Source organism: Pedobacter montanisoli (assembly GCF_022809115.1).
GTDB classification, from domain to species: Bacteria; Bacteroidota; Bacteroidia; order Sphingobacteriales; family Sphingobacteriaceae; genus Pedobacter; species Pedobacter montanisoli.
In genome coordinates this window covers 513,963-533,632 of the sequence record NZ_JALGBH010000001.1, presented here as the reverse complement: position 1 = coordinate 533,632, position 19,670 = coordinate 513,963, and the positions used below count along the sequence as shown (strand labels likewise).

The following is a 19,670-nucleotide window of genomic DNA, read 5'->3' as shown; positions in this document are numbered from 1 at the left end:
AGAAGACTATTGCAAATATATATCCAGCAAACCTTCGGGTAAGTCTAGATGTAATATTTTTTCCTGCTCATCTATTTCTACAATGAAATCTTCATTTAACGGAAATAGAACTTCTTTCTCCTGATAAACAACTGTAGCTACAAATTGTTGAGGATATTCATTGACGGCAATGATTTCACCCAGCTCACCTAAACTTTCATCTACCGCCATGTAGTTTACCAGGTCTGTATAGTAAAATTCATCTTCATCGCGGGCAGGCATTTTATTTAAAGGTAAATAAACTCTCTTTTTGACTAAATCCTTAACCTTATCTATGTTATCAATACCTTCGAAAAGGAACAAGCCGGTGTTGTTTGGGTAGAGTTTATGCTGGTCAACAAAAAAAGGGACCAGCTTTGAATTTATCTCGAGAAACAATACCTCAAGATCTAACTCGTCATAATTTTCAAACTCAAAAAAGATCTGAGCCTCCCCCTTTAATCCTTTTGTTTTGGTTATATATCCTATATAAAAAGCCTCGTTCAGTGTCATACTAATTTATTTATAAAAAAATAGCGTTCCGAATTTCGAAACGCTATTTGATGCATATCAATAATCTGATTATTCAGCGTTATTTTCTGCTTGAGTTTCTTCAGCTGCTGGCTCCTCAGTTTGAGGCTCTTCAGTTTCAGCTGTTTCTTCAGCCACTGGAGCGTTTTTAGCTGCAATAGCTGCTGCTTTCTCTTCTTTTTTCTTTGCTTCGGCTGCTAAGGCTGATTTTTTGTTCTCAGCTTTTTTAGCGGCTAAACCATCTACCTTACCAGAGATTTTGTTGCCTTTTTCTTCTAACCATTTAGCAAATTTTTCTTCTGCTTGTTCAGGAGTTAAAGCACCTTTTCTAACGCCACCTTCTAAGTGTTTTTTGTAAAGAACACCTTTGTAAGATAAAATAGCACGAGCTGTATCTGTAGGTTCAGCACCGTTAAGTACCCATGTTACAGCTTTTTCGAAGTTGATTTCGATGGTTGCAGGATTGGTGTTAGGGTTATAAGAACCTAAACGCTCAATAAACTTACCATCTCTTGGAGCACGTGAGTCTGCTACCACTACGTGGTAAAAAGGTTTCCCTTTTTTACCAAATCTTTGCAATCTGATTTTAGTTGCCATTCTTTATTAAATTTATGTATTCAACATAGTTCCCGGAACTCCATGTTGCGGGGATGCAAAATTAAGTAAAATGTTAATAATTAGCAAACTGCAAAAGCTTTGTTCTGAAAATGCATGCTATTGGTAAAATACTTCTGTTAAATTATGGCGTAGAGCAAGGGGATTTAAGAGAAAGAATTAGTATAAAAGCTTTGGGTAGCTGACTGATAAACCCGCTAGATCTTAAAGAGGATTACAAGCTGAATTGAGTGAAAATCAGGCGATGTTTTTGGAATATATTCAAGAGCCAGAGTGTTTCAATCTTAAAGAAAAAGTGTATTTTAGCGCAAAATTACTGCTTGCAACATTATTATTACAAGAGGGTTGGAGCAGCATTAAAATTTGCTAAAATAAAATGAAAGTTGCACTAATTACGGGAGTGACCGGCCAGGATGGTGCCTATTTAACAGAATTTCTGTTAAAGAAAGGGTATTTTGTGCATGGTATTAAAAGAAGATCATCTTTATTCAATACAGACAGAATAGATCATCTTTACCAAGATCAACATGAAGATAATGTTAAGTTTAAGCTTCATTATGGAGATTTAACAGATTCTACCAATTTGATCAGAATAATTCAGGAAACCCAACCTGATGAAATTTATAACCTGGCGGCAATGAGCCATGTCAGAGTGAGTTTTGAAATGCCTGAATATACGGCAAATGCCGATGGTATAGGTACTTTGCGTATTCTGGAAGCGATCAGGACTTTAGGCCTTACAAAAAAAACCAAAGTATACCAGGCTTCTACTTCTGAGCTTTATGGACTGGTTCAGGCTGTACCTCAAAGTGAAAGCACACCTTTTTATCCACGTTCACCATATGCCGTAGCTAAAATATACGGATATTGGATTACCGTAAACTATCGCGAAGCATACGGTATGTTTGCTTGTAATGGTATTCTTTTCAATCATGAAAGTCCATTAAGAGGAGAAACGTTTGTTACGAGAAAAATAACGCGAGCAGCTTCTAAAATTGCTTTAGGCTTACAGAAGTGCCTGTACCTTGGAAACCTTTCAGCTCAAAGAGACTGGGGACATGCTAAAGATTATATAGAAGCCATGTGGTTAATTCTTCAACAGGAAAAGCCTGAAGATTATGTTATTGCAACGGGTATTACCACTACTGTAAGAGACTTTGTTAGAATGAGCTTTGCAGAATTAGGTATTACAATTGAATTCTCTGGGAAGGATGAGAATGAAAAAGGCGTGATTATTGATGTAGATGCAGAAAAAGCTAAAACTCTAGGACTGAATTTAAATGTTTTGCATTTAGGACAAACTGTAGTAAAAGTTGACCCTAAATATTTCAGACCGACGGAAGTTGATTTATTATTAGGAGATCCGTCTAAGTCAAAAAACCAGCTAGGATGGCAGCCTAAATATGATCTTCCGGCGTTGGTTAAGGATATGATAACATCTGATCTGAAGCTAATGAAGAAAGATGAATTTTTAAAACAAGGAGGTTATCAAACACTTAATTATTTTGAATAACTCTTAAACTTATCTATAACATGATTAGAAAAACTCTGGTTGTATTTATTCTTTTGTTAATTACAACTGCATTTGCTTTTGCGCAAAACAACTATTCAAACTATAAAGTTGATGATTTAACAGATGCACAAATTATGCAGATTGTGAAACAGGCTGAATCAATAGGTTATACTTCGCCTGAACAGATTTCACAATTAGCAAAAGCAAGGGGCTTAAAAGATGAAGAGATAGAAAAGTTTAAGCAAAGAGTTGAAAAAATAAAGAAGCAAGGTGCATCTTCAGAAAGGCCACAAACTCAGCCTAAATCTTCTGTTACAAGACAGATAGAAGGTACAGATCTGAACAATGACGTTTTAAATGAAAATGAAAAAAGTCAGTCTAAGAAGAATGACTTATCAGATCAAACCCGTGATATTGGATTAAAAATATTTGGCTCAGAATTATTTAAGAATAAAAACTTAACATTTGAGCCTAATTTGAGGATAGCCACACCTAAAAATTATGTAATAGGCCCTGATGATAAGTTATTAATAGACTTAACCGGAGATAATGAGCGATCATATGAGTTACAAGTTGGCACAGAAGGTTATATTAATTTAGAATATGTTGGCCGTATAGCTGTGGGTGGATTAACCATTGAACAGGCAACAGCTAAAATCAAATCAGCAATGGCCCGTACTTATCCGGCTTTAAAATCGGGAAGAACAAGTGTTGCCATTAATTTGGGTAATATAAGAAGTATCAAGGTAATGATTACCGGCCAGTCTGTAAAGCCAGGAACTTATACGATTTCTTCTTTATCGTCTGTTTATAATGCCTTATACGCATCAGGAGGTCCGTCTGATAAAGGGTCTTTTCGAAATATACAAGTGATCAGAGGAAATAAAGTAATTACAACTATTGATACTTATAGTGTTTTACTGGATGGCATTTTTGCAAATAATATTCGGTTGCAAGATCAGGATGTAATTAATATACCTTTTTATGAGAAACGTGTAGAGATTGAAGGCGAGGTAAAAAGAGAAGCTATTTTTGAGGTTAAAAATAACGAGACATTTGCTGATGTACTTTCTTTTGCAGGCGGTTTTACTACTAAAGCTTATACCGCCAGTATAAAAGCCTTTCAAAATACAGACAGAGAAAGAAAAATAATAGATATTAAATCTTCCGATTTTTCAGGTTACAAGCCTAAAAATGGCGATAAATATCTGATAGAGGCAATATTAGATCGTTTTGCTAATCGTGTTGAGATAGTTGGAGCCGTTTTCCGCCCGGGATTTTATGCTTTAGAAGGAAATTTAACTTTAAAAGGTTTAATAGAAAAAGCAAACGGATTAACAGAAGATGCATTTTTAAACAGAGGATACATCAATCGGTTAAATCCTGACAATACGCAAAGCCTTATATCTTTTGACGTAGCTAAAATTATGTCCGGTACCCAGCAGGATATTACCTTACAAAGAGAGGATAAAATTACAATCAATTCTTTATTTGATTTAAGAGAAGAACGTACTGTAAGCATTCAGGGCGAAGTTCGTGCGCCGGGTACTTTTCCATATGCAGATAACCTAAGTGTAGTAGATGTTATTCAGATGGCAGGCGGGTTAACTGAAGGCGCCACGCCGAAACACATAGAAGTTTCAAGAAGGGTTAAAGGTGATAGTACTATAACAGATAAATCTAAGATTGCAGATGTTTTTATTGTTAATGTAAGTGAAGACTTAAAAGTTCTGGACAAAGAATTTAAAATCATGCCTTTTGATATTATTTCAGTAAGAGCATCAGAAATTTATTCTGCTCAAAAGCAAGTGAGAATTGAAGGTGAGGTAACTTATCCGGGAACTTATACAATTACCTCAAAAGAGTATCGCATTTCTGATTTAATTAAAAATGCAGGAGGTGTAACCTCTTTGGCTTATGTTGATGGTGCTTCATTAAAAAGACCGGGCGCAGCTAAAGTAAACCCCAAAGATAAAAACGCTATAGATGATAGTGAGGAAGAACAAAAGAAAATTTTAAACTTAGAACGCATTCAGGATAGTGGAATAAAAGATGGTAAAGAGAAGAAAGTGGATGAGAAATTAATCCAGTCTGATTTAGTTGGCATTAACCTTGAAAAAATATTACAAAACCCTAGATCCCGAATCGATCTGATATTGGAAGAAGGAGATATTATTCGTGTTCCAAAACAGTTACAGATTGTAAAAGTTACAGGAGAGGTACTTAACCCTAACAGCATTGTATATACACCTGGTAAAAGCTTTAGAGAATATATTAGCGGAGCAGGTGGCTTTACAGGAAATGCTAAAAAAAGTGGTGCCTATATCAAGTATGCTAATGGAGCAGCAGAATCAACTAAAAAATTCTTATTCTTTAATAATTATCCTAAGGTAAAACCCGGAGCAGAGATATTGGTTCCTATCAAACCTGAACGAGAAAAAATAACAGCACAAGCCTGGATTGGAATAGGAACAGGAATAGCTTCACTTGCAGCTATCATTGTAAGCTTGTTAAAATAACATGAAAACACTTGCCGATTCAAAAATTGCTGTAATTGGCTTAGGTTATGTAGGTTTGCCTTTGGCTATAGAACTAGCTGAAAAATACCCGGTAACCGGTTTTGATATTGATCAGAACAGAGTAGCAAATCTTAATGCCGGAATAGATTTTACAAAAGAGGCAAACCTTGAGAGATTGCAATTTTTACTGTCTCTTTCTAATAATAGAAACGGATTGAAATTTACAGATGAACTCTCTCAAATCAAAGAATGCAATATTTTTATTGTTACTGTCCCCACACCTATTAATCAGTTTAAAGCTCCTGATTTAAAACCTTTGCTTTCGGCTTCAGAAATGATAGGAAGAGTTTTAAAAAGAGGGGATATCGTCATTTACGAATCTACAGTTTATCCAGGCTGTACCGAGGAAGACTGTGTGCCTGTTTTAGAGAAAAGCTCTGGATTAACTTTTAACACAGATTTTTTCTGTGGATATTCACCTGAAAGAATAAATCCAGGAGATAAAGTAAACACATTGGTAAATATCAAGAAAGTAACTTCTGGTTCAACAACAGAAATTGCCGAATATGTAGATGGCCTTTATTGTAGCATTATTACAGCAGGAACTCATAAAGCTCCGTCCATTAAAGTGGCGGAAGCGAGTAAGGCTATAGAAAATGCTCAAAGAGATGTAAATATATCATTTATCAATGAGCTGTCTCTGATTTTTGACAGAATGGAGATTGATACCAATGATGTAATAGAAGCTGCAGCAACCAAATGGAATTTTTTAAAATTTAAACCCGGATTGGTTGGGGGGCATTGTATTGGTGTAGACCCTTATTATCTTACTCATAAAGCTCAGGCTTTGGGCTATCATCCCGAAGTAATTTTATCGGGAAGGAAAGTGAATGATAATATGGGAATGTTCATAGCCAATAAGGTGGTTAAACTAATGATCAATAAAGGTCAGACCATCAAAAAATCCAGAGCTCTTATTTTAGGTGTAACATTTAAAGAAGACTGCCCAGATATCAGAAACTCAAGAGTGATCGATATTTATAGCGAATTAGAACAATTTGGAATCGAAGTAGATGTTTATGATCCCCATGCTAACGCTCTTGAGGTAAAAAAGGAGTATGGAATTGAACTCTCTATCAATCTAGAACACAAGTATGATATTATAATTCTGGCAGTAAGCCATCATGAATTTCTGAACCTAGATTATAATGCCTTAAAATCAGGGATAAACACCGTAATTTTTGATACTAAAGCCTTTTTGGATAGAAATATAATAGATGCCAGATTATAGACAGGAAATCCCTTTTTTTGATACGGCAATTTATAATCCTAAGCAGAGATCGCAAATAGATTTGGCTATTCAAAGCGTATTAGACCATGGTAAATATATTAACGGTCCGGAAGTATATGAATTTTCAGAAAAGCTTTCAACATATTTAAATGTAAAACACGTTGTCCCCTGTGCTAATGGCACAGATGCATTAACCATTTCTTTACTGGCTTTGGATTTACAAAGGGGAGACGAGGTTATTGTACCTGTATTTAACTATGTGGCAGCAGCAGAAGCTGTAGAGATTTTAGGACTAACTCCTGCTTTCATTGATGTTTCTAATAAGGATTTTAATATAGAAGTAAAAGAAATAGAAAAAAGAATAAACTCTAAAACTAAGGCTATTATAATTACACATCTTTTTGGAGCAGCAGCTAAAATAGATCATATTGTTGATCTGGCACATAAATATAATATTGCTGTTATTGAAGATATAGCTCAGGCAGTAGGAACCGAACTTAATCAGAGAAAAGTAGGTACCTATGGAGATATAGGATGTATTTCTTTTTTCCCTACTAAAAACCTTGCCTGCTTCGGAGATGGTGGCGCTATCATTACTAATAATGAAGTGATAGCAAATAAAGCTAAAATGATAGCCAATCATGGTCAGACAAATAAATATGAGCATAAAATAGCCGGTTGTAATTCAAGATTGGATACGCTACAGGCGGCTATATTAAGTGTACAGCTTCTATATTTGGAAGATAACCTTAATAAGCGCAGAGCTATAGCAGAGAAGTACCAAGATGGTTTAAAAGACATTTCAGAAATATGCCTGCCAGTTCAACAACAAAATTCCTTTCATACTTTTAACCAATATTGCATTTTACTAAGAAGTAAAGAAGTAAGAGAAGAACTACAAAATGATCTAAAAAATAGTGGAATTGGCGTGATGATTTATTATCCAAAACCACTGCATATACAAGAAGCTTTTGCCCGGTATGAGCATAAAGTAAATGATTTTCCGGTTGCAGAAGATTTATGTAATCGAATACTGGCTCTTCCGGTTTTCCCTGATTTGAGGGAGGAACAACTACAATATATTATAAGCCAGATTAGGAATTTTTTTAATCAATAACAGATGGATGTTTTTGTACATGAAACAGCTATAGTTGATGAGGGTAGTAAAGTGGGGAGCTATACAAAAATCTGGCACTTTTCTCACATTATGAGCGGTGCTAAAATAGGAGAAAACTGTAATATAGGGCAAAATGTAATGATTGCTGCGGGAGTAGCAATAGGTAATAATGTTAAGATACAAAATAATGTATCAATATATGATGGTGTTATTTTGGAAGATGATGTGTTTATCGGACCTTCGGCTGTTTTTACCAATGTTAAAAATCCCAGAAGTTTTATTAATCGAAAGCACGAATTTAAATTAACCAAAGTAGCCAAAGGAGCTACTATAGGAGCAAATGCTACAATTGTATGTGGTAATCTGATTGGAGCGTATGCTATGATCGGTGCAGGAGCCGTAATTACCAAAGATGTTAAGCCTTATGCTTTAATGGTGGGTAATCCGGCTATGCAGGCAGGTTGGGTTAGTGAAGCGGGAATTAAGCTGGAACTGGATCAGAATAACTATGCTATTTGTACAGAAACGGGTGAAAGATACAGGTTTGAAAATAATCAGATCATGAAACAGGATTAATGAAGAGGTATAAAAAAATTAAGTTTGCCATATTGGGGTATGGACATATAGGAAAACGTCATACAGATCTTATTGTACAAGACCCTAATGCAGAACTGGTAGCCGTAATAGATATTGATCCTTTTCACCAGGAAAATGCATTAGAATTAAAAGTTCCTTTATTTACCAATTTATCAGAATTTCTAAATGCTGGTATTTACACAGATGTAGTTAATATTTGTACACCAAATGGATTGCATGCAAATCAGGCAATAGAATGCTTGGAAAGCCATAAGCATGTTATTATAGAAAAACCAATCGCCTTAACTAAACAAGAAGCCCTTAATGTGCAGAAGGCATCAATAAAGCACCGTAGATATGCATTCCCTGTAGTACAGAACAGATATTCTTCCGCTATAAAATGGGTAAAAGAAATACTGGAAAAACAAGCCTTGGGAGAAATATTTATGGTACAACTTAACTGTTTCTGGAACAGAGATGAAAGATATTATATACCGGGAAGCTGGCATGGATCAATAAATTTAGATGGTGGACCATTATATACCCAGTTTTCACATTTCATTGATGTATTATTATGGATGTTTGGAGATATTATCAACATTAGCTCTAAATTTTTGAATTTTAATCATGAGTATCTTACCCAGTTTGAAGATAGTGGTATAATTTCATTTGACTTTAAGAAACAGGGCGTTGGGATTTTAAATTATTCAACATCTATTTTTGGTGCTAATTTTGAGAGCAGTATGACCATTATAGGAGCAAAGGGAGTGATTAAGATTGGAGGGCAATATATGAATGAAATTAGCTACTGTAATGTGGAGGAACTGGAAGTTCCTTCTTTTGATAGCGCTGTTCCTCCAAACAATTATGGTGCGTATCAGGGATCTGCGGCCAATCATCAATTTTTGATTAGCAATGTAATTAATGTTTTGAATGGTATTGAAACACCTCATGTCAATTTAGAAGACGGAATAAGAGTTGTGGATACTATAGAGCGTATATATACAGGACGCATTCAAAAAGAAAAAATAGGAGTAACAAATGATGGTTTTACTTTATATAATTAAAATATCACTATAATTGAATATGAATAACGAAGCAGAAAAAAGTAGTAGTTATAGTCAGGACGAGGAGATTTCCGTAAAAGAACTCATAATAAAAATTCAAGGATGGTGGCATTATTTATGGAGCAAAAAATGGACAATTCTTGTAACGGGCTTAATAGGTGGGACTTTAGGTTTAGCTTATACGTTTATTAAAAAGCCTGTATATACTGCATCTACTACATTTGTTTTAGAAAGTGGAGATAAAGCAGGAGGCTTATCTGCTTATGCAGGACTGGCTTCTATGGTGGGAATAGACTTAGGTGGCGGTGGCGGTGGTATTTTTCAGGGTGATAATATTTTAGAATTGTATAAGTCACGTAGCATGATACAAAAGACTTTATTAAGTCCGGTAAATATTACATCTCAAGAACCGTTAATAGAGAGATATATTGAAATAAACAAGTTGAGGAATAAATGGAAAAAACCTGAATTAAAGAATTTAAAATACGTTGTAGATAGTCTTTCTGAAAGTGGTTTTAAAGAAAAAGATCCAAAGAATAAACGACTTCTGGATAGTATAATGGGAGAAGTGGTTGAAGATATTAACCAAAAGTATTTAAGTGTAGGAAAACCAGATAAAAAATTAGCGATTATTAAAGTAGATGTAAGTTCTGAAGATGAAGAATTTGCTAAGCAGTTTAATGAAGAACTGGTAAAAAACGTTAACGACTTTTATATACAGACTAAAACCAAGAAATCTTTAGAAAATATTGCAATATTACAACGTAAAACCGATTCGGTTAGAAAGGTAATGAATGGTGCCATTTATTCTGCGGCAGTAGTGGCAGATGCTACGCCTAATCTAAATCCAACTAGGCAGGTACAACGAGCAGCCCCTGTACAAAAAGCACAATTTTCAGCAGAAACTAACAAGGCTATTTTAGGAGAGATGGTTAAAAACTTGGAGATGTCAAAAATGGCCTTAATGCGGGAAACACCTCTTATACAAGTAGTAGATAAACCAGTTTATCCATTACATGAGGAAAAATTAGGAAAAGTTAAAGGAATTGCTCTTGGTGGCATTATTTTTGGGTTCCTATCAGTTCTGGTAATTATAACCAAAAGACTATACAATCTTATTATTAATAGCTAAATGAACATATTAAGTCTTATTGGGCGCTCTGCGGAGTTATTTGTAGAAGATATTAGAAAAAATGAGGAGGAACTTGCGTCTATTGTGCATGCTTCCCGCTTTTTGGTTTTAGGTGGAGCGGGCTCAATTGGCCAGGCAACAGTTAAAGAGATTTTTAAAAGAAATCCGCGAAAATTGCATGTGGTTGATATCTCAGAAAATAACATGGTTGAACTGGTTAGAGATATAAGAAGCTCATTTGGCTATATCAGTGGCGATTTTCAAACCTTTGCATTAGATATCGGGTCTATAGAATACGATGCATTTATAGAAGCTGACGGGGAATATGATTATGTACTTAACTTGTCGGCTTTGAAACATGTAAGATCAGAAAAAGACCCCTATACTTTAATGCGTATGATTGATGTAAATGTTTTTAATACAGAAAAAACTATTAATCAGTCTATAGCGAAAGGTACTAAAAAATATTTCTGTGTTTCAACCGATAAAGCAGCAAATCCGGTAAATATGATGGGGGCCTCCAAACGCATTATGGAAATGTTTCTGATGCGTAAATCGTTAGAAATAAACATTTCAACTGCCCGCTTTGCCAATGTTGCTTTTTCTGACGGATCATTGTTGCATGGGTTCAATCAGCGAATTCAAAAACGCCAGCCTATTGTTGCACCAAATGATATTAAGCGTTATTTTGTAATACCTAAAGAATCAGGAGAGCTGTGTTTAATGTCATGTATTTTTGGTGAAAACAGAGATATCTTTTTCCCAAAACTAAGCGAAGAATTACACCTGATTACCTTTGCAGAGATTGCTGTAAAATATCTTAAACAACTGGGCTATGAACCTTATCTATGCCATGATGAAGAAGAGGCCAGAGAGAAAATTCATACTATGCCAGAGCAGGGTAAATGGCCGTGCTTATTTACAGAAAGCGATACAACTGGCGAAAAGGATTTTGAAGAGTTCTTTACAGATAACGAAGTTCTAGATTTAGACAGATTCTATAATCTGGGTGTAATTAAAAATGAAGCCATTTTTGATCAAAACAAACTGCAGTATTTTGAAAACAGAATAGACGGTATGAAAAGAGCTAGAAAATGGAATAAAGAAGAAATAGTAGATTTATTTCATGAAATGATTCCTGATTTTGGTCACAAAGAAACAGGCAAGTATCTGGATGCAAAAATGTAGATGATTTATGGAGACTAAATATCAGGAGTTAACCTCATTTATTAAAGAAAAATTTCCTAACCAGGATTTTATACCCTTACATGCTCCCTCGTTTTTAGGAAACGAAAAAAAATACGTTGCAGATGCCATAGACTCAACTTTTGTTTCATCGGTAGGTGCATACGTTAATCGTTTTGAAGAAATGATGTGCAATATTACGGGTGCAAAATATGCAATTGCAATTGTAAACGGAACAAATGCTCTACATTTAGCCTTAGTACTTGCTGGTGTCGAACCTGGAGATGAGGTTCTTTCCCAAAGCCTAACCTTTATAGCTACCGCTAACGCAATCAGCTATATTGGTGCTAAACCGGTCTTTGTGGATGTGGATAGAGATACTATGGGGATGTCACCAATAGCCTTGCAACAATTTCTCGTACAAAATGCCGAAAAAAAGGCAGACGGCTTTACTTATAACAAAAAGACAGGGAAGAGAATTGCCGCATGTGTACCTATGCATACTTTTGGTTTACCATGCAGGATGGATGAGTTGATTGCCATTTGTAATGAATGGAATATATTTCTAATTGAAGATGCTGCAGAATCCTTAGGCAGCTATTATAAAGGTAAACACACAGGTACATTAGGTAAAATAGGTACATTTAGTTTTAATGGAAATAAAACGGTAACCTGCGGAGGTGGTGGAGCTTTGGTAACCAACGATGAAGAGCTGGCTAAAAGAGCAAAACATTTAAGCACGCAGGCGAAAGTTCCCCATAAATGGGAATTTGTGCATGATGCTATTGGATACAACTATCGTATGCCTAATTTAAATGCTGCTTTAGCCTGCGCACAATTAGAGCAGCTCAATACATTTATTGCAAATAAAAGAGAACTTACAGAAGCATACCGTCAGTTTTGTGCAATGCACAATATACAACTGGTTACAGAAATAGAAAATACAAAATCTAACTACTGGTTAAATGCAATCCTTTTGGATAATAGCGAAGAGAGAGAAGAATTTTTGACCTATACAAATGCCAATGGAGTAATGACAAGACCAATCTGGCAATTAATGAATAAGCTTACCATGTTTCAGGAATGCCAGCATGACGGATTAGAAAACAGTATTTGGCTTGCAGAAAGGATAGTTAATATTCCAAGTAGCTACCGACCTTTGTAAGATGAAAAAAGATTTGATTTTAATAGGTGGGGGAGGGCATTGTAAATCGTGCATAGATGTAATTGAATATACAGAAGAGTTTAATATTATCGGGATTTTAGATAAAAAAGAACTGACAGGAAATAAAATACTGTCTTACGATATTATAGGAACCGATGAAGATATATTAAAATTCAAAAAATGCTCTTTTTTAATTACCGTAGGTCAGATCAAAAGCAGTGCAGTAAGAAGAAACATCTACCATAACCTTGTTGCAAACGAATTAAACTTAGCCACGGTGATTTCACCAAGGGCCTATGTTTCAAAACATGCAAGTATAGGAAAAGGAACCATTGTTATGCATGATGCCATGATAAACTCAGCAGTAACTGTTGGTTATAATTGCATTATAAACACTAAGGCATTGATAGAGCATGATACCGTAGTGGGTAATCATTGTCATATTTCAACAGCAGCTGTATTAAATGGCAATTGTAAAATAGGAGATGATGTTTTTATGGGGAGTAATGCAACGTTGGCAAATCAGATTATAGTTACAGATGAAGTAATTGTAGGCGCAGGTATAACTGTGATAAAGAATATTAACAGTAAAGGGATTTATACAGGGTAATACGGCTAAATAAATTAAGGATGAAGAAACATACGGTGATAATTGCTGAAGCAGGTGTAAATCATAACGGTTCATTTGAAAATGCGTTAAAGCTGGTAGATGCGGCTGTTAATGCTGGAGTTGATTATGTGAAATTCCAAACATTTAAAGCAGAGGCTTTGGTGTCAAAAGATGCAAAAAAAGCCGAATATCAGGTACAGAATACAGGAAATGCAAGTGATACACAATTGCAGATGCTGAAAAAACTGGAACTCTCAACCAAAGATCACGAAGAATTGATAAAGTATTGTCAAAGCAAGCAGATCAAATTTTTCTCAACAGCTTTTGACTTAGGCTCACTTCAGTATTTAAAAGACCTTGGTCTTGAATTGGTAAAAATACCTTCAGGAGAGATCACCAATTTACCTTATTTACGCAAAGCTGCTAAATTATTTAAAGAAGTTATTTTATCTACAGGCATGGCTACCATGGATGAAATACAAGCAGCGTTGCAGGTGTTTACTGAAAATGGTATAACTAAAGATAGAATAACCATTTTGCATTGCAATACAGAATATCCAACCCCAATGGATGATGTAAACCTTAAAGCCATGCTAAGCATCGGGAGTACTTTTGGTACACGGATAGGTTACTCAGACCATACATTAGGTATAGAGGTACCTATTGCATCAGTAGCTTTGGGTGCAACTATTGTTGAGAAACATTTTACCCTTGATAAATCAATGGAAGGCCCAGATCATGCGGCGTCATTAGAACCGCATGAATTAGCTGCTATGGTTAAAGCCATAAGAAATATAGAAGCAGCTGTTTCAGGCTCAGGACTTAAAGAGCCCAGTAAATCAGAATTAAAAAATATAGGAATAGCCCGCAAAAGCATCGTGGCTAAAAAAGATATTAAAAAAGGAGAGATTTTTACCGAAGAAAATCTGACCGTTAAAAGACCGGGAGAAGGTATATCTCCTATGCAGTGGGATCAAATTATAGGTAAAGAAGCGGCATTTGACTTTTTAGCAGATGACCTAATAAAGCTGAAATGAGAAAAGTTTGTGTAATAACAGCAACAAGGGCAGAATACGGTCTGTTAAAACCTTTGATGAGAAAGATCAGCGAAGGGAATGACTATGCACTTCAGATTTTGGCTACAGGAGCGCATCTTTCTCCCGAATTTGGATTGACTTATAAACATATAGAAGATGATGGCTTTACGATAGACAGTAAAGTTGAAATGCTTCTATCGGCAGACACTGACCCTGGCATAGTGAAATCTATGGGCCTGGGAATGATAGGGTACGCAGATGCATTTACGCAATTAAAACCAGATGCTATTGTTATTTTAGGAGACAGGTATGAAATGTTAGCCGTTGCAGCTGCGGCAAGTATATTTAAAATCCCTATTATACATCTACACGGTGGGGAAATAACAGAGGGAGCATATGACGATGCTATAAGACATGCCATTACCAAATTAAGTTATTTACATTTTACCTCAACCGAAGAATATAGAAACAGAGTTATACAAATGGGTGAAGAACCCGGTAGGGTATTTAATGTTGGTGCCATAGGCCTAGATAATATTGTTAATCAGCAGACCTTAAGCAGACAGGAATTAGAAAAAGAACTGGGTATAACTTTTAAAAAGCATAATTACCAGATCACATTTCATCCGGAAACGCTGGCAGGAAAAAGCTCTAAAGAACAATTTGAAGAGCTTTTAACAGCAATAAACCAACAACAGGAAAGCCTGTTTGTATTTACCAAAGCCAATGCAGACTCAGACGGGAGAATTATCAACCAGATGATAGATGAATACGTAAAAAACAATCCCGATCATGCAGTTGCATTTACTTCCTTAGGATCATTTAAATTTCTTTCGTTGTTAAAATGTTGTGATGCTATTGTTGGTAATAGCTCTAGTGGAATTATAGAAGCTCCTTCACTGGGTATATTAACCATCAACATTGGCGAAAGGCAAAGAGGAAGAATACAGGCATCAAGTGTAATCAATTGCACGGTTAGTTCTTCAGCTATTATCCATGCATTTGACCAGGTTAAGCAACATAAAAAAGGGGAAAGTACTATAATCAATCCTTATGGTAATGGAAATACCGCAGAAAGAATTTACAACCTGTTAAAAGAAAAATTGAACCATAAGCCAGGAGCTAAAACCTTTTATGATAAAGTATGAAAGAAATAGTAGCAAGACATACCATTGATCAGACCCAATCTGTGAGAGAAGCATTAATCAAGTTAGATGAAATTGCTCCCGATTCGATTTTATTTGTTACAGATACCAATAAAAAGCTGTTGGGGTCATTAACTGATGGAGATCTGAGAAGAGGTTTTATTAAAGGTCTGGATTTTTCTAATCGTTTATTAGATTTTGTACAAGCACATCCGGTTTATATAGAAGAAGGAAACTATCCCTTGTCTGAAATAGAGAATTTCAGAAAAAATATGCTCAAGGTAATTCCTATTGTAAATCAGGAAAAGATTATAGTAGATATTTTAAGTTTCAGAACAAGGAAGTCGATTATTCTTGCAGATGCTGTGATTATGGCTGGTGGTGAGGGTAAGCGTTTAAGACCTTTAACCGAAGACACGCCTAAACCTTTGTTAAAAGTAGGCGAAAAGCCTATTATAGAGTATAACATAGATCGACTTATTAATGTAGGTATAGAAAAAATAAATATCAGTATTAACTATTTAGGAGAGCAAATAGAAGAATACTTTGGAACCGGAACCGGAAAAGGAGTCCGGATCAATTACCTGAAAGAAGAAATGCCTTTGGGTACAATAGGATCCATTTTATTGGTAGATAATGTAGAAAATGATGATATCATCGTTATGAACAGCGATCTGTTGACCAATATAGATTTTGTGGATTTCTTTAAAACATATCGCGATTCTGGAGCCGACATGGCAGTAGCAGCTACAACTTATCATGTAGATGTACCTTATGCTGTACTTGAGCTTGGAGAGGGCAGCGAGGTAAGATCCCTTAAAGAAAAACCAAGATATACATATTACTCCAATGCAGGAATTTATATCCTTAAGAAACATTTGTTAAAGCTTATTCCGCAAAATAAATTCTTTGACATTACAGACTTAATGGATAAAATATTGGAGATGAATTTAAAATTAGTTACTTATCCTATAAATGGCTACTGGTTAGATATTGGTAAACACGAAGACTTTAAAAAAGCACAGGAAGATATAAAACACTTAAGACTTTAATGATGGAAAATTTTGTTTTGATAATAGGTTTGGGTTCTATGGGCAAGAGAAGGGTAAGAAATCTTCAGGCTCTGGGCATAAAAAATATTATAGGCTTTGATTTAAAAGAGAGTAGAAGAAATCAGGCAGCGGGAGAATATGGAATTGCCACTACAGACAATTTCGAAAAAGTATTAAGTGAAAATAAAATTGATGCTTTTGTAATTTCTGTACCACCTGATGTGCATCATATTTACATGAAAAAAGCGATAGAATTGAGCATTCCAGCATTTATAGAAGCAAGTGTAGTGGATACCGATTTTGATCAGATGATAGCAGAAGCGAATAAAAAAGATGTGCTTTTGGCACCCTCATGTACCTTACATTTTCACCCGGCTATCAAGAAAATATCAGAGATCGTAAAGAATAATGAGCTTGGTAAGATTTCTAATTTTCTTTACCATTCAGGTCAGTATTTGCCTGACTGGCATACCTACGAAGCTGTAAGCGATTATTACGTTTCCCAAAAAGAAACAGGTGGCGGTAGAGAAATCGTTCCCTTTGAACTAACCTGGATTACGCTACTATTAGGTATTCCGAGCAGAGTAGTGGGCTTTTTTAAGAAAGCTATTGATATAGATGGCGCTTCAGATATTGATGATACCTACAATCTGCTAATGGATTATAATTCAATGATCTTTAATTTATCTGTAGATGTGGTATCCAGATATGCTACCAGAAGAATGGTGATAAATGGAGATCAGAAACAATTATATTGGAACTGGGATGATAACTGTATTAAAATCTTTGATCCGCTAAAAGGCGATTGGGAGATCATCAATTACGATACTGTGGCAGCTCAGGATGGGTATAATAAAAACATTACTGAACAGATGTATATAGACGAAATGGATGCTTTCTTTAAAGCGGCAGCCAAAAAGATATCTTTTCCAAATTCTTTGGAAAAAGACCATGACGTTTTAAAGATATTATATGCTGTAGAGAAATCAGATAACGAAAACCAAATTCAAACACTGTAATGGTAGGTTTATTTGTTACAGCCAGATTAGGATCAACCAGGCTTTCGCAAAAGCACTTAATAGAAGCTGCCGGACAACCATTTATTAAATGGCTTACCAACAGGTATGCTCATCAGTTTAAAGAAGAAATTAAAAACGGAGTATTAAAGATCTTCATTACGACATCAGTTAGCCCGGAAAACAAAACATTTGAACAAGTTTTTTCTGGAGATGAGGTTTCGGTATTTTATGGATCTGATGAAAATATACCGCTCAGACATCTTGAATGTGCAAGAGCAAATAACATAGAATATATTATTTCAATTGACGGAGATGATATTTTATGCTCAACAGAAGCCGCAGTAAAAGTAATAGAAAAGCTTCAACAAGGCAGAGAAATTGCACAGACTAAAGGATTACCCTTAGGCATGAATGTTATGGGATATCGGGCAGATTTTCTGGAAAAATGCCTTACAGGTAAAGAGCTTTCAAAGCTAGAAACAGGCTGGGGAAAAATTTTTGAAAAAGGAAATACAGAAATCATAGAAATAACTGGCTATGAACAGGCAACAGACCTGAGAATGACTCTTGACTATGAAGATGATGCTACTTTTTTTAAAGAAGTGATTACTCACATAGGAAATAAGATAATTGACATAAGCGATGCAGAGCTGGTGTGTGAGATTATTAAAAACAGCTGGCAAAATATAAATAAAGGCCTGAACGAAACGTATTGGGCAAACTTTAATAAGCAAAAAAACGAGGAACAATAATATGGACGAACAATATTCAAAAAAATTGCATGATCTTATACCCGGAGGAGCGCATACCTACTCAAGAGGTGATGATCAATTTCCCTCAAACGCACCTTCAATATTAGAGCGTGGAGAAGGGGCTTATGTGTATGATCCGAATGGTAAAAAATATCTGGATTATGGCATGGGACTTCGTTCAGTAAATATAGGCTATGGAAATAAAGAAATAGCAGATGCATGTTATCAGGAGATAATGAAAGGCAATAACCTTACAAGAGCTTCTATTACTGAACTTCGTGCAGCAGAGTTGATAACAGATCTTATTCCGGCTGTAGAGATGGTTAAATTTGCTAAACACGGTTCAACAGTTACAACTGCGGCTGTTAAACTGGCCAGAGCCTATACCGGGAAAAAATATATCGCTATTCCGGCAGAACAACCATTCTTTTCTTTTGATGATTGGTTTATTGGTTCAACAGTAATGGATAGAGGTATTCCTGAAGAAGGAGGAAAATATACATTAAGATTTAATTATAATAATATTGCTTCTCTACACGAATTATTTGATAAATATCCTGGAGAAATTGCTGCGGTAATGTTAGAAGCTACTACAACAGTTGAACCTCAGAATGATTTCCTGCATCAGGTTAAGTCGTTATGCCATCAAAATGGCGCCGTGTTTATTATCGATGAAATGATTACCGGTTTTCGTTGGGATCTTCGGGGTGCACAGACTTATTTTAACATCGAGCCAGATCTTTGCACATTCGGAAAAGCGATGGCTAATGGGTTTGCAGTAGCGGCTTTGGGTGGTAAACGCGAGATTATGAAGATAGGTGGTATTTTAGAAGAAGGAGCAGAAAGATTATTTCTGACCTCTACTACCCATGGTGCTGAAATGAGCGCATTAGGAGCCTTTATTAAAACAGTAGAAATATTACAAAGAGATAATGTGGTTAATCATTTCTGGCAATTTGGAGAGCAGCTTAAGACAGGAATGAATAATATAGCTAAAGATCTGGGCCTTGAACATAATTTTATGGTTGAGGGTTATGCCTGTTCACCAAATTATGTGGTTAAAGATAATAATGGTAATGTATCGTTGCCTTTAAGAACTTTATATGCACAGGAAATGGTTAGCAATGGCGTGTTAATGCCTTACTTAGCGCTTTCTTATGCACATCAGCAAGAAGAGTTAGAATTAACTTTAAACGCTGTAAGAAACTCATTAGAGGTTATCAAAAAAGCGGTTGACGGTGATATTAACGAATACCTGAAATCAAAAGTAATTAAACCTGTTTTCAGAAAATACAATTAATACCTAAAAGTAATTTTATTATAGTA

18 protein-coding genes are annotated in these 19,670 nt (G+C 35.4%); 16 read left to right on the top strand and 2 right to left on the bottom strand.

Annotated features, from left to right (window positions below):
• Positions 1–6: 6 nt before the first annotated feature.
• Together rimM and MMF97_RS02275 are read right to left on the bottom strand one after the other, a co-directional pair.
• Positions 7–531, bottom strand: a complete 525-nt coding sequence (gene rimM, locus MMF97_RS02280; protein WP_243358531.1) for a ribosome maturation factor RimM — start codon at positions 529–531, stop codon at positions 7–9.
• 69 nt (positions 532–600) lie between these two features.
• Positions 601–1,146, bottom strand: a complete 546-nt coding sequence (locus MMF97_RS02275; protein ID WP_243358515.1) for a 30S ribosomal protein S16 — start codon at positions 1,144–1,146, stop codon at positions 601–603.
• A gap of 394 nt (positions 1,147–1,540) precedes the next feature.
• Between MMF97_RS02275 and gmd the strand changes: the two genes are divergently transcribed.
• The 16 genes from gmd to MMF97_RS02195 are packed head-to-tail and all read left to right on the top strand — an operon-like array spanning position 1,541 to position 19,644.
• The gene (gmd, locus tag MMF97_RS02270; protein ID WP_243358513.1) at positions 1,541–2,677 is read left to right on the top strand and encodes a GDP-mannose 4,6-dehydratase; all 1,137 of its coding nucleotides are present in this window, start codon (positions 1,541–1,543) and stop codon (positions 2,675–2,677) included.
• Positions 2,678–2,697: 20 nt separating this feature from the next.
• A complete protein-coding gene (locus tag MMF97_RS02265; protein WP_243358510.1) occupies positions 2,698–5,196 on the top strand; it encodes an SLBB domain-containing protein in 2,499 nt (832 codons plus the stop codon).
• 1 nt (position 5,197) lies between these two features.
• A complete protein-coding gene (locus MMF97_RS02260) occupies positions 5,198–6,487 on the top strand; it encodes a nucleotide sugar dehydrogenase (protein WP_243358508.1) in 1,290 nt (429 codons plus the stop codon).
• Positions 6,474–7,604 carry a DegT/DnrJ/EryC1/StrS family aminotransferase gene (locus MMF97_RS02255; protein WP_243358480.1) on the top strand — a complete coding sequence of 377 codons (1,131 nt, stop codon included), beginning with the start codon at positions 6,474–6,476 and terminating at the stop codon, positions 7,602–7,604. The genes MMF97_RS02260 and MMF97_RS02255 overlap by 14 nt, the downstream gene beginning before the upstream one ends.
• Before the next feature lie 3 nt (positions 7,605–7,607).
• Positions 7,608–8,180, top strand: a complete 573-nt coding sequence (locus MMF97_RS02250; RefSeq protein ID WP_243358473.1) for an acyltransferase — start codon at positions 7,608–7,610, stop codon at positions 8,178–8,180.
• Positions 8,180–9,247, top strand: a complete 1,068-nt coding sequence (locus tag MMF97_RS02245; RefSeq protein WP_243358471.1) for a Gfo/Idh/MocA family protein — start codon at positions 8,180–8,182, stop codon at positions 9,245–9,247. The genes MMF97_RS02250 and MMF97_RS02245 overlap by 1 nt, the downstream gene beginning before the upstream one ends.
• A 19-nt stretch (positions 9,248–9,266) precedes the next feature.
• On the top strand, positions 9,267–10,379 hold the full coding sequence (locus MMF97_RS02240) for a Wzz/FepE/Etk N-terminal domain-containing protein (protein ID WP_243358468.1): 1,113 nt from the start codon (positions 9,267–9,269) through the stop codon (positions 10,377–10,379).
• A complete protein-coding gene (locus MMF97_RS02235) occupies positions 10,380–11,567 on the top strand; it encodes a UDP-N-acetylglucosamine 4,6-dehydratase (RefSeq protein ID WP_243358467.1) in 1,188 nt (395 codons plus the stop codon).
• Between the two features lie 7 nt (positions 11,568–11,574).
• A complete protein-coding gene (locus tag MMF97_RS02230) occupies positions 11,575–12,729 on the top strand; it encodes a LegC family aminotransferase (RefSeq protein ID WP_243358464.1) in 1,155 nt (384 codons plus the stop codon).
• A 1-nt stretch (position 12,730) separates the two neighbouring features.
• Positions 12,731–13,339, top strand: a complete 609-nt coding sequence (locus tag MMF97_RS02225) for an acetyltransferase (protein WP_243358462.1) — start codon at positions 12,731–12,733, stop codon at positions 13,337–13,339.
• 20 nt (positions 13,340–13,359) lie between these two features.
• Positions 13,360–14,376, top strand: coding sequence for an N-acetylneuraminate synthase (neuB, locus tag MMF97_RS02220; protein ID WP_243358460.1), 1,017 nt, complete (start codon positions 13,360–13,362; stop codon positions 14,374–14,376).
• Positions 14,373–15,524 (top strand): UDP-N-acetylglucosamine 2-epimerase, encoded by a 1,152-nt coding sequence (neuC, locus tag MMF97_RS02215; RefSeq protein WP_243358457.1) that lies wholly within the window; start codon positions 14,373–14,375, stop codon positions 15,522–15,524. Before neuB ends, neuC begins: the two co-directional genes overlap by 4 nt.
• Positions 15,521–16,573, top strand: a complete 1,053-nt coding sequence (locus MMF97_RS02210; RefSeq protein ID WP_243358455.1) for a nucleotidyltransferase family protein — start codon at positions 15,521–15,523, stop codon at positions 16,571–16,573. Before neuC ends, MMF97_RS02210 begins: the two co-directional genes overlap by 4 nt.
• Positions 16,573–17,592 (top strand): Gfo/Idh/MocA family protein, encoded by a 1,020-nt coding sequence (locus tag MMF97_RS02205; RefSeq protein ID WP_243358453.1) that lies wholly within the window; start codon positions 16,573–16,575, stop codon positions 17,590–17,592. The genes MMF97_RS02210 and MMF97_RS02205 overlap by 1 nt, the downstream gene beginning before the upstream one ends.
• Positions 17,592–18,344, top strand: coding sequence for a cytidylyltransferase domain-containing protein (locus tag MMF97_RS02200; protein WP_243358451.1), 753 nt, complete (start codon positions 17,592–17,594; stop codon positions 18,342–18,344). The genes MMF97_RS02205 and MMF97_RS02200 overlap by 1 nt, the downstream gene beginning before the upstream one ends.
• Position 18,345: 1 nt before the next feature.
• Positions 18,346–19,644, top strand: a complete 1,299-nt coding sequence (locus MMF97_RS02195) for a glutamate-1-semialdehyde 2,1-aminomutase (protein WP_243358450.1) — start codon at positions 18,346–18,348, stop codon at positions 19,642–19,644.
• The last annotated feature ends 26 nt before the right edge of the window (positions 19,645–19,670 follow it).

What these genes read in the sequence shown, in the direction of transcription:
- rimM (WP_243358531.1), bottom strand. Translation starts at nt 531, where the DNA reads ATGACACTGAACGAGGCTTTTTATATAGGATATATAACCAAAACAAAA.
- MMF97_RS02275 (WP_243358515.1), bottom strand. Translation starts at nt 1,146, where the DNA reads ATGGCAACTAAAATCAGATTGCAAAGATTTGGTAAAAAAGGGAAACCT.
- gmd (WP_243358513.1), top strand. Translation starts at nt 1,541, where the DNA reads ATGAAAGTTGCACTAATTACGGGAGTGACCGGCCAGGATGGTGCCTAT.
- MMF97_RS02265 (WP_243358510.1), top strand. Translation starts at nt 2,698, where the DNA reads ATGATTAGAAAAACTCTGGTTGTATTTATTCTTTTGTTAATTACAACT.
- MMF97_RS02260 (WP_243358508.1), top strand. Translation starts at nt 5,198, where the DNA reads ATGAAAACACTTGCCGATTCAAAAATTGCTGTAATTGGCTTAGGTTAT.
- MMF97_RS02255 (WP_243358480.1), top strand. Translation starts at nt 6,474, where the DNA reads ATGCCAGATTATAGACAGGAAATCCCTTTTTTTGATACGGCAATTTAT.
- MMF97_RS02250 (WP_243358473.1), top strand. Translation starts at nt 7,608, where the DNA reads ATGGATGTTTTTGTACATGAAACAGCTATAGTTGATGAGGGTAGTAAA.
- MMF97_RS02245 (WP_243358471.1), top strand. Translation starts at nt 8,180, where the DNA reads ATGAAGAGGTATAAAAAAATTAAGTTTGCCATATTGGGGTATGGACAT.
- MMF97_RS02240 (WP_243358468.1), top strand. Translation starts at nt 9,267, where the DNA reads ATGAATAACGAAGCAGAAAAAAGTAGTAGTTATAGTCAGGACGAGGAG.
- MMF97_RS02235 (WP_243358467.1), top strand. Translation starts at nt 10,380, where the DNA reads ATGAACATATTAAGTCTTATTGGGCGCTCTGCGGAGTTATTTGTAGAA.
- MMF97_RS02230 (WP_243358464.1), top strand. Translation starts at nt 11,575, where the DNA reads ATGGAGACTAAATATCAGGAGTTAACCTCATTTATTAAAGAAAAATTT.
- MMF97_RS02225 (WP_243358462.1), top strand. Translation starts at nt 12,731, where the DNA reads ATGAAAAAAGATTTGATTTTAATAGGTGGGGGAGGGCATTGTAAATCG.
- neuB (WP_243358460.1), top strand. Translation starts at nt 13,360, where the DNA reads ATGAAGAAACATACGGTGATAATTGCTGAAGCAGGTGTAAATCATAAC.
- neuC (WP_243358457.1), top strand. Translation starts at nt 14,373, where the DNA reads ATGAGAAAAGTTTGTGTAATAACAGCAACAAGGGCAGAATACGGTCTG.
- MMF97_RS02210 (WP_243358455.1), top strand. Translation starts at nt 15,521, where the DNA reads ATGAAAGAAATAGTAGCAAGACATACCATTGATCAGACCCAATCTGTG.
- MMF97_RS02205 (WP_243358453.1), top strand. Translation starts at nt 16,573, where the DNA reads ATGATGGAAAATTTTGTTTTGATAATAGGTTTGGGTTCTATGGGCAAG.
- MMF97_RS02200 (WP_243358451.1), top strand. Translation starts at nt 17,592, where the DNA reads ATGGTAGGTTTATTTGTTACAGCCAGATTAGGATCAACCAGGCTTTCG.
- MMF97_RS02195 (WP_243358450.1), top strand. Translation starts at nt 18,346, where the DNA reads ATGGACGAACAATATTCAAAAAAATTGCATGATCTTATACCCGGAGGA.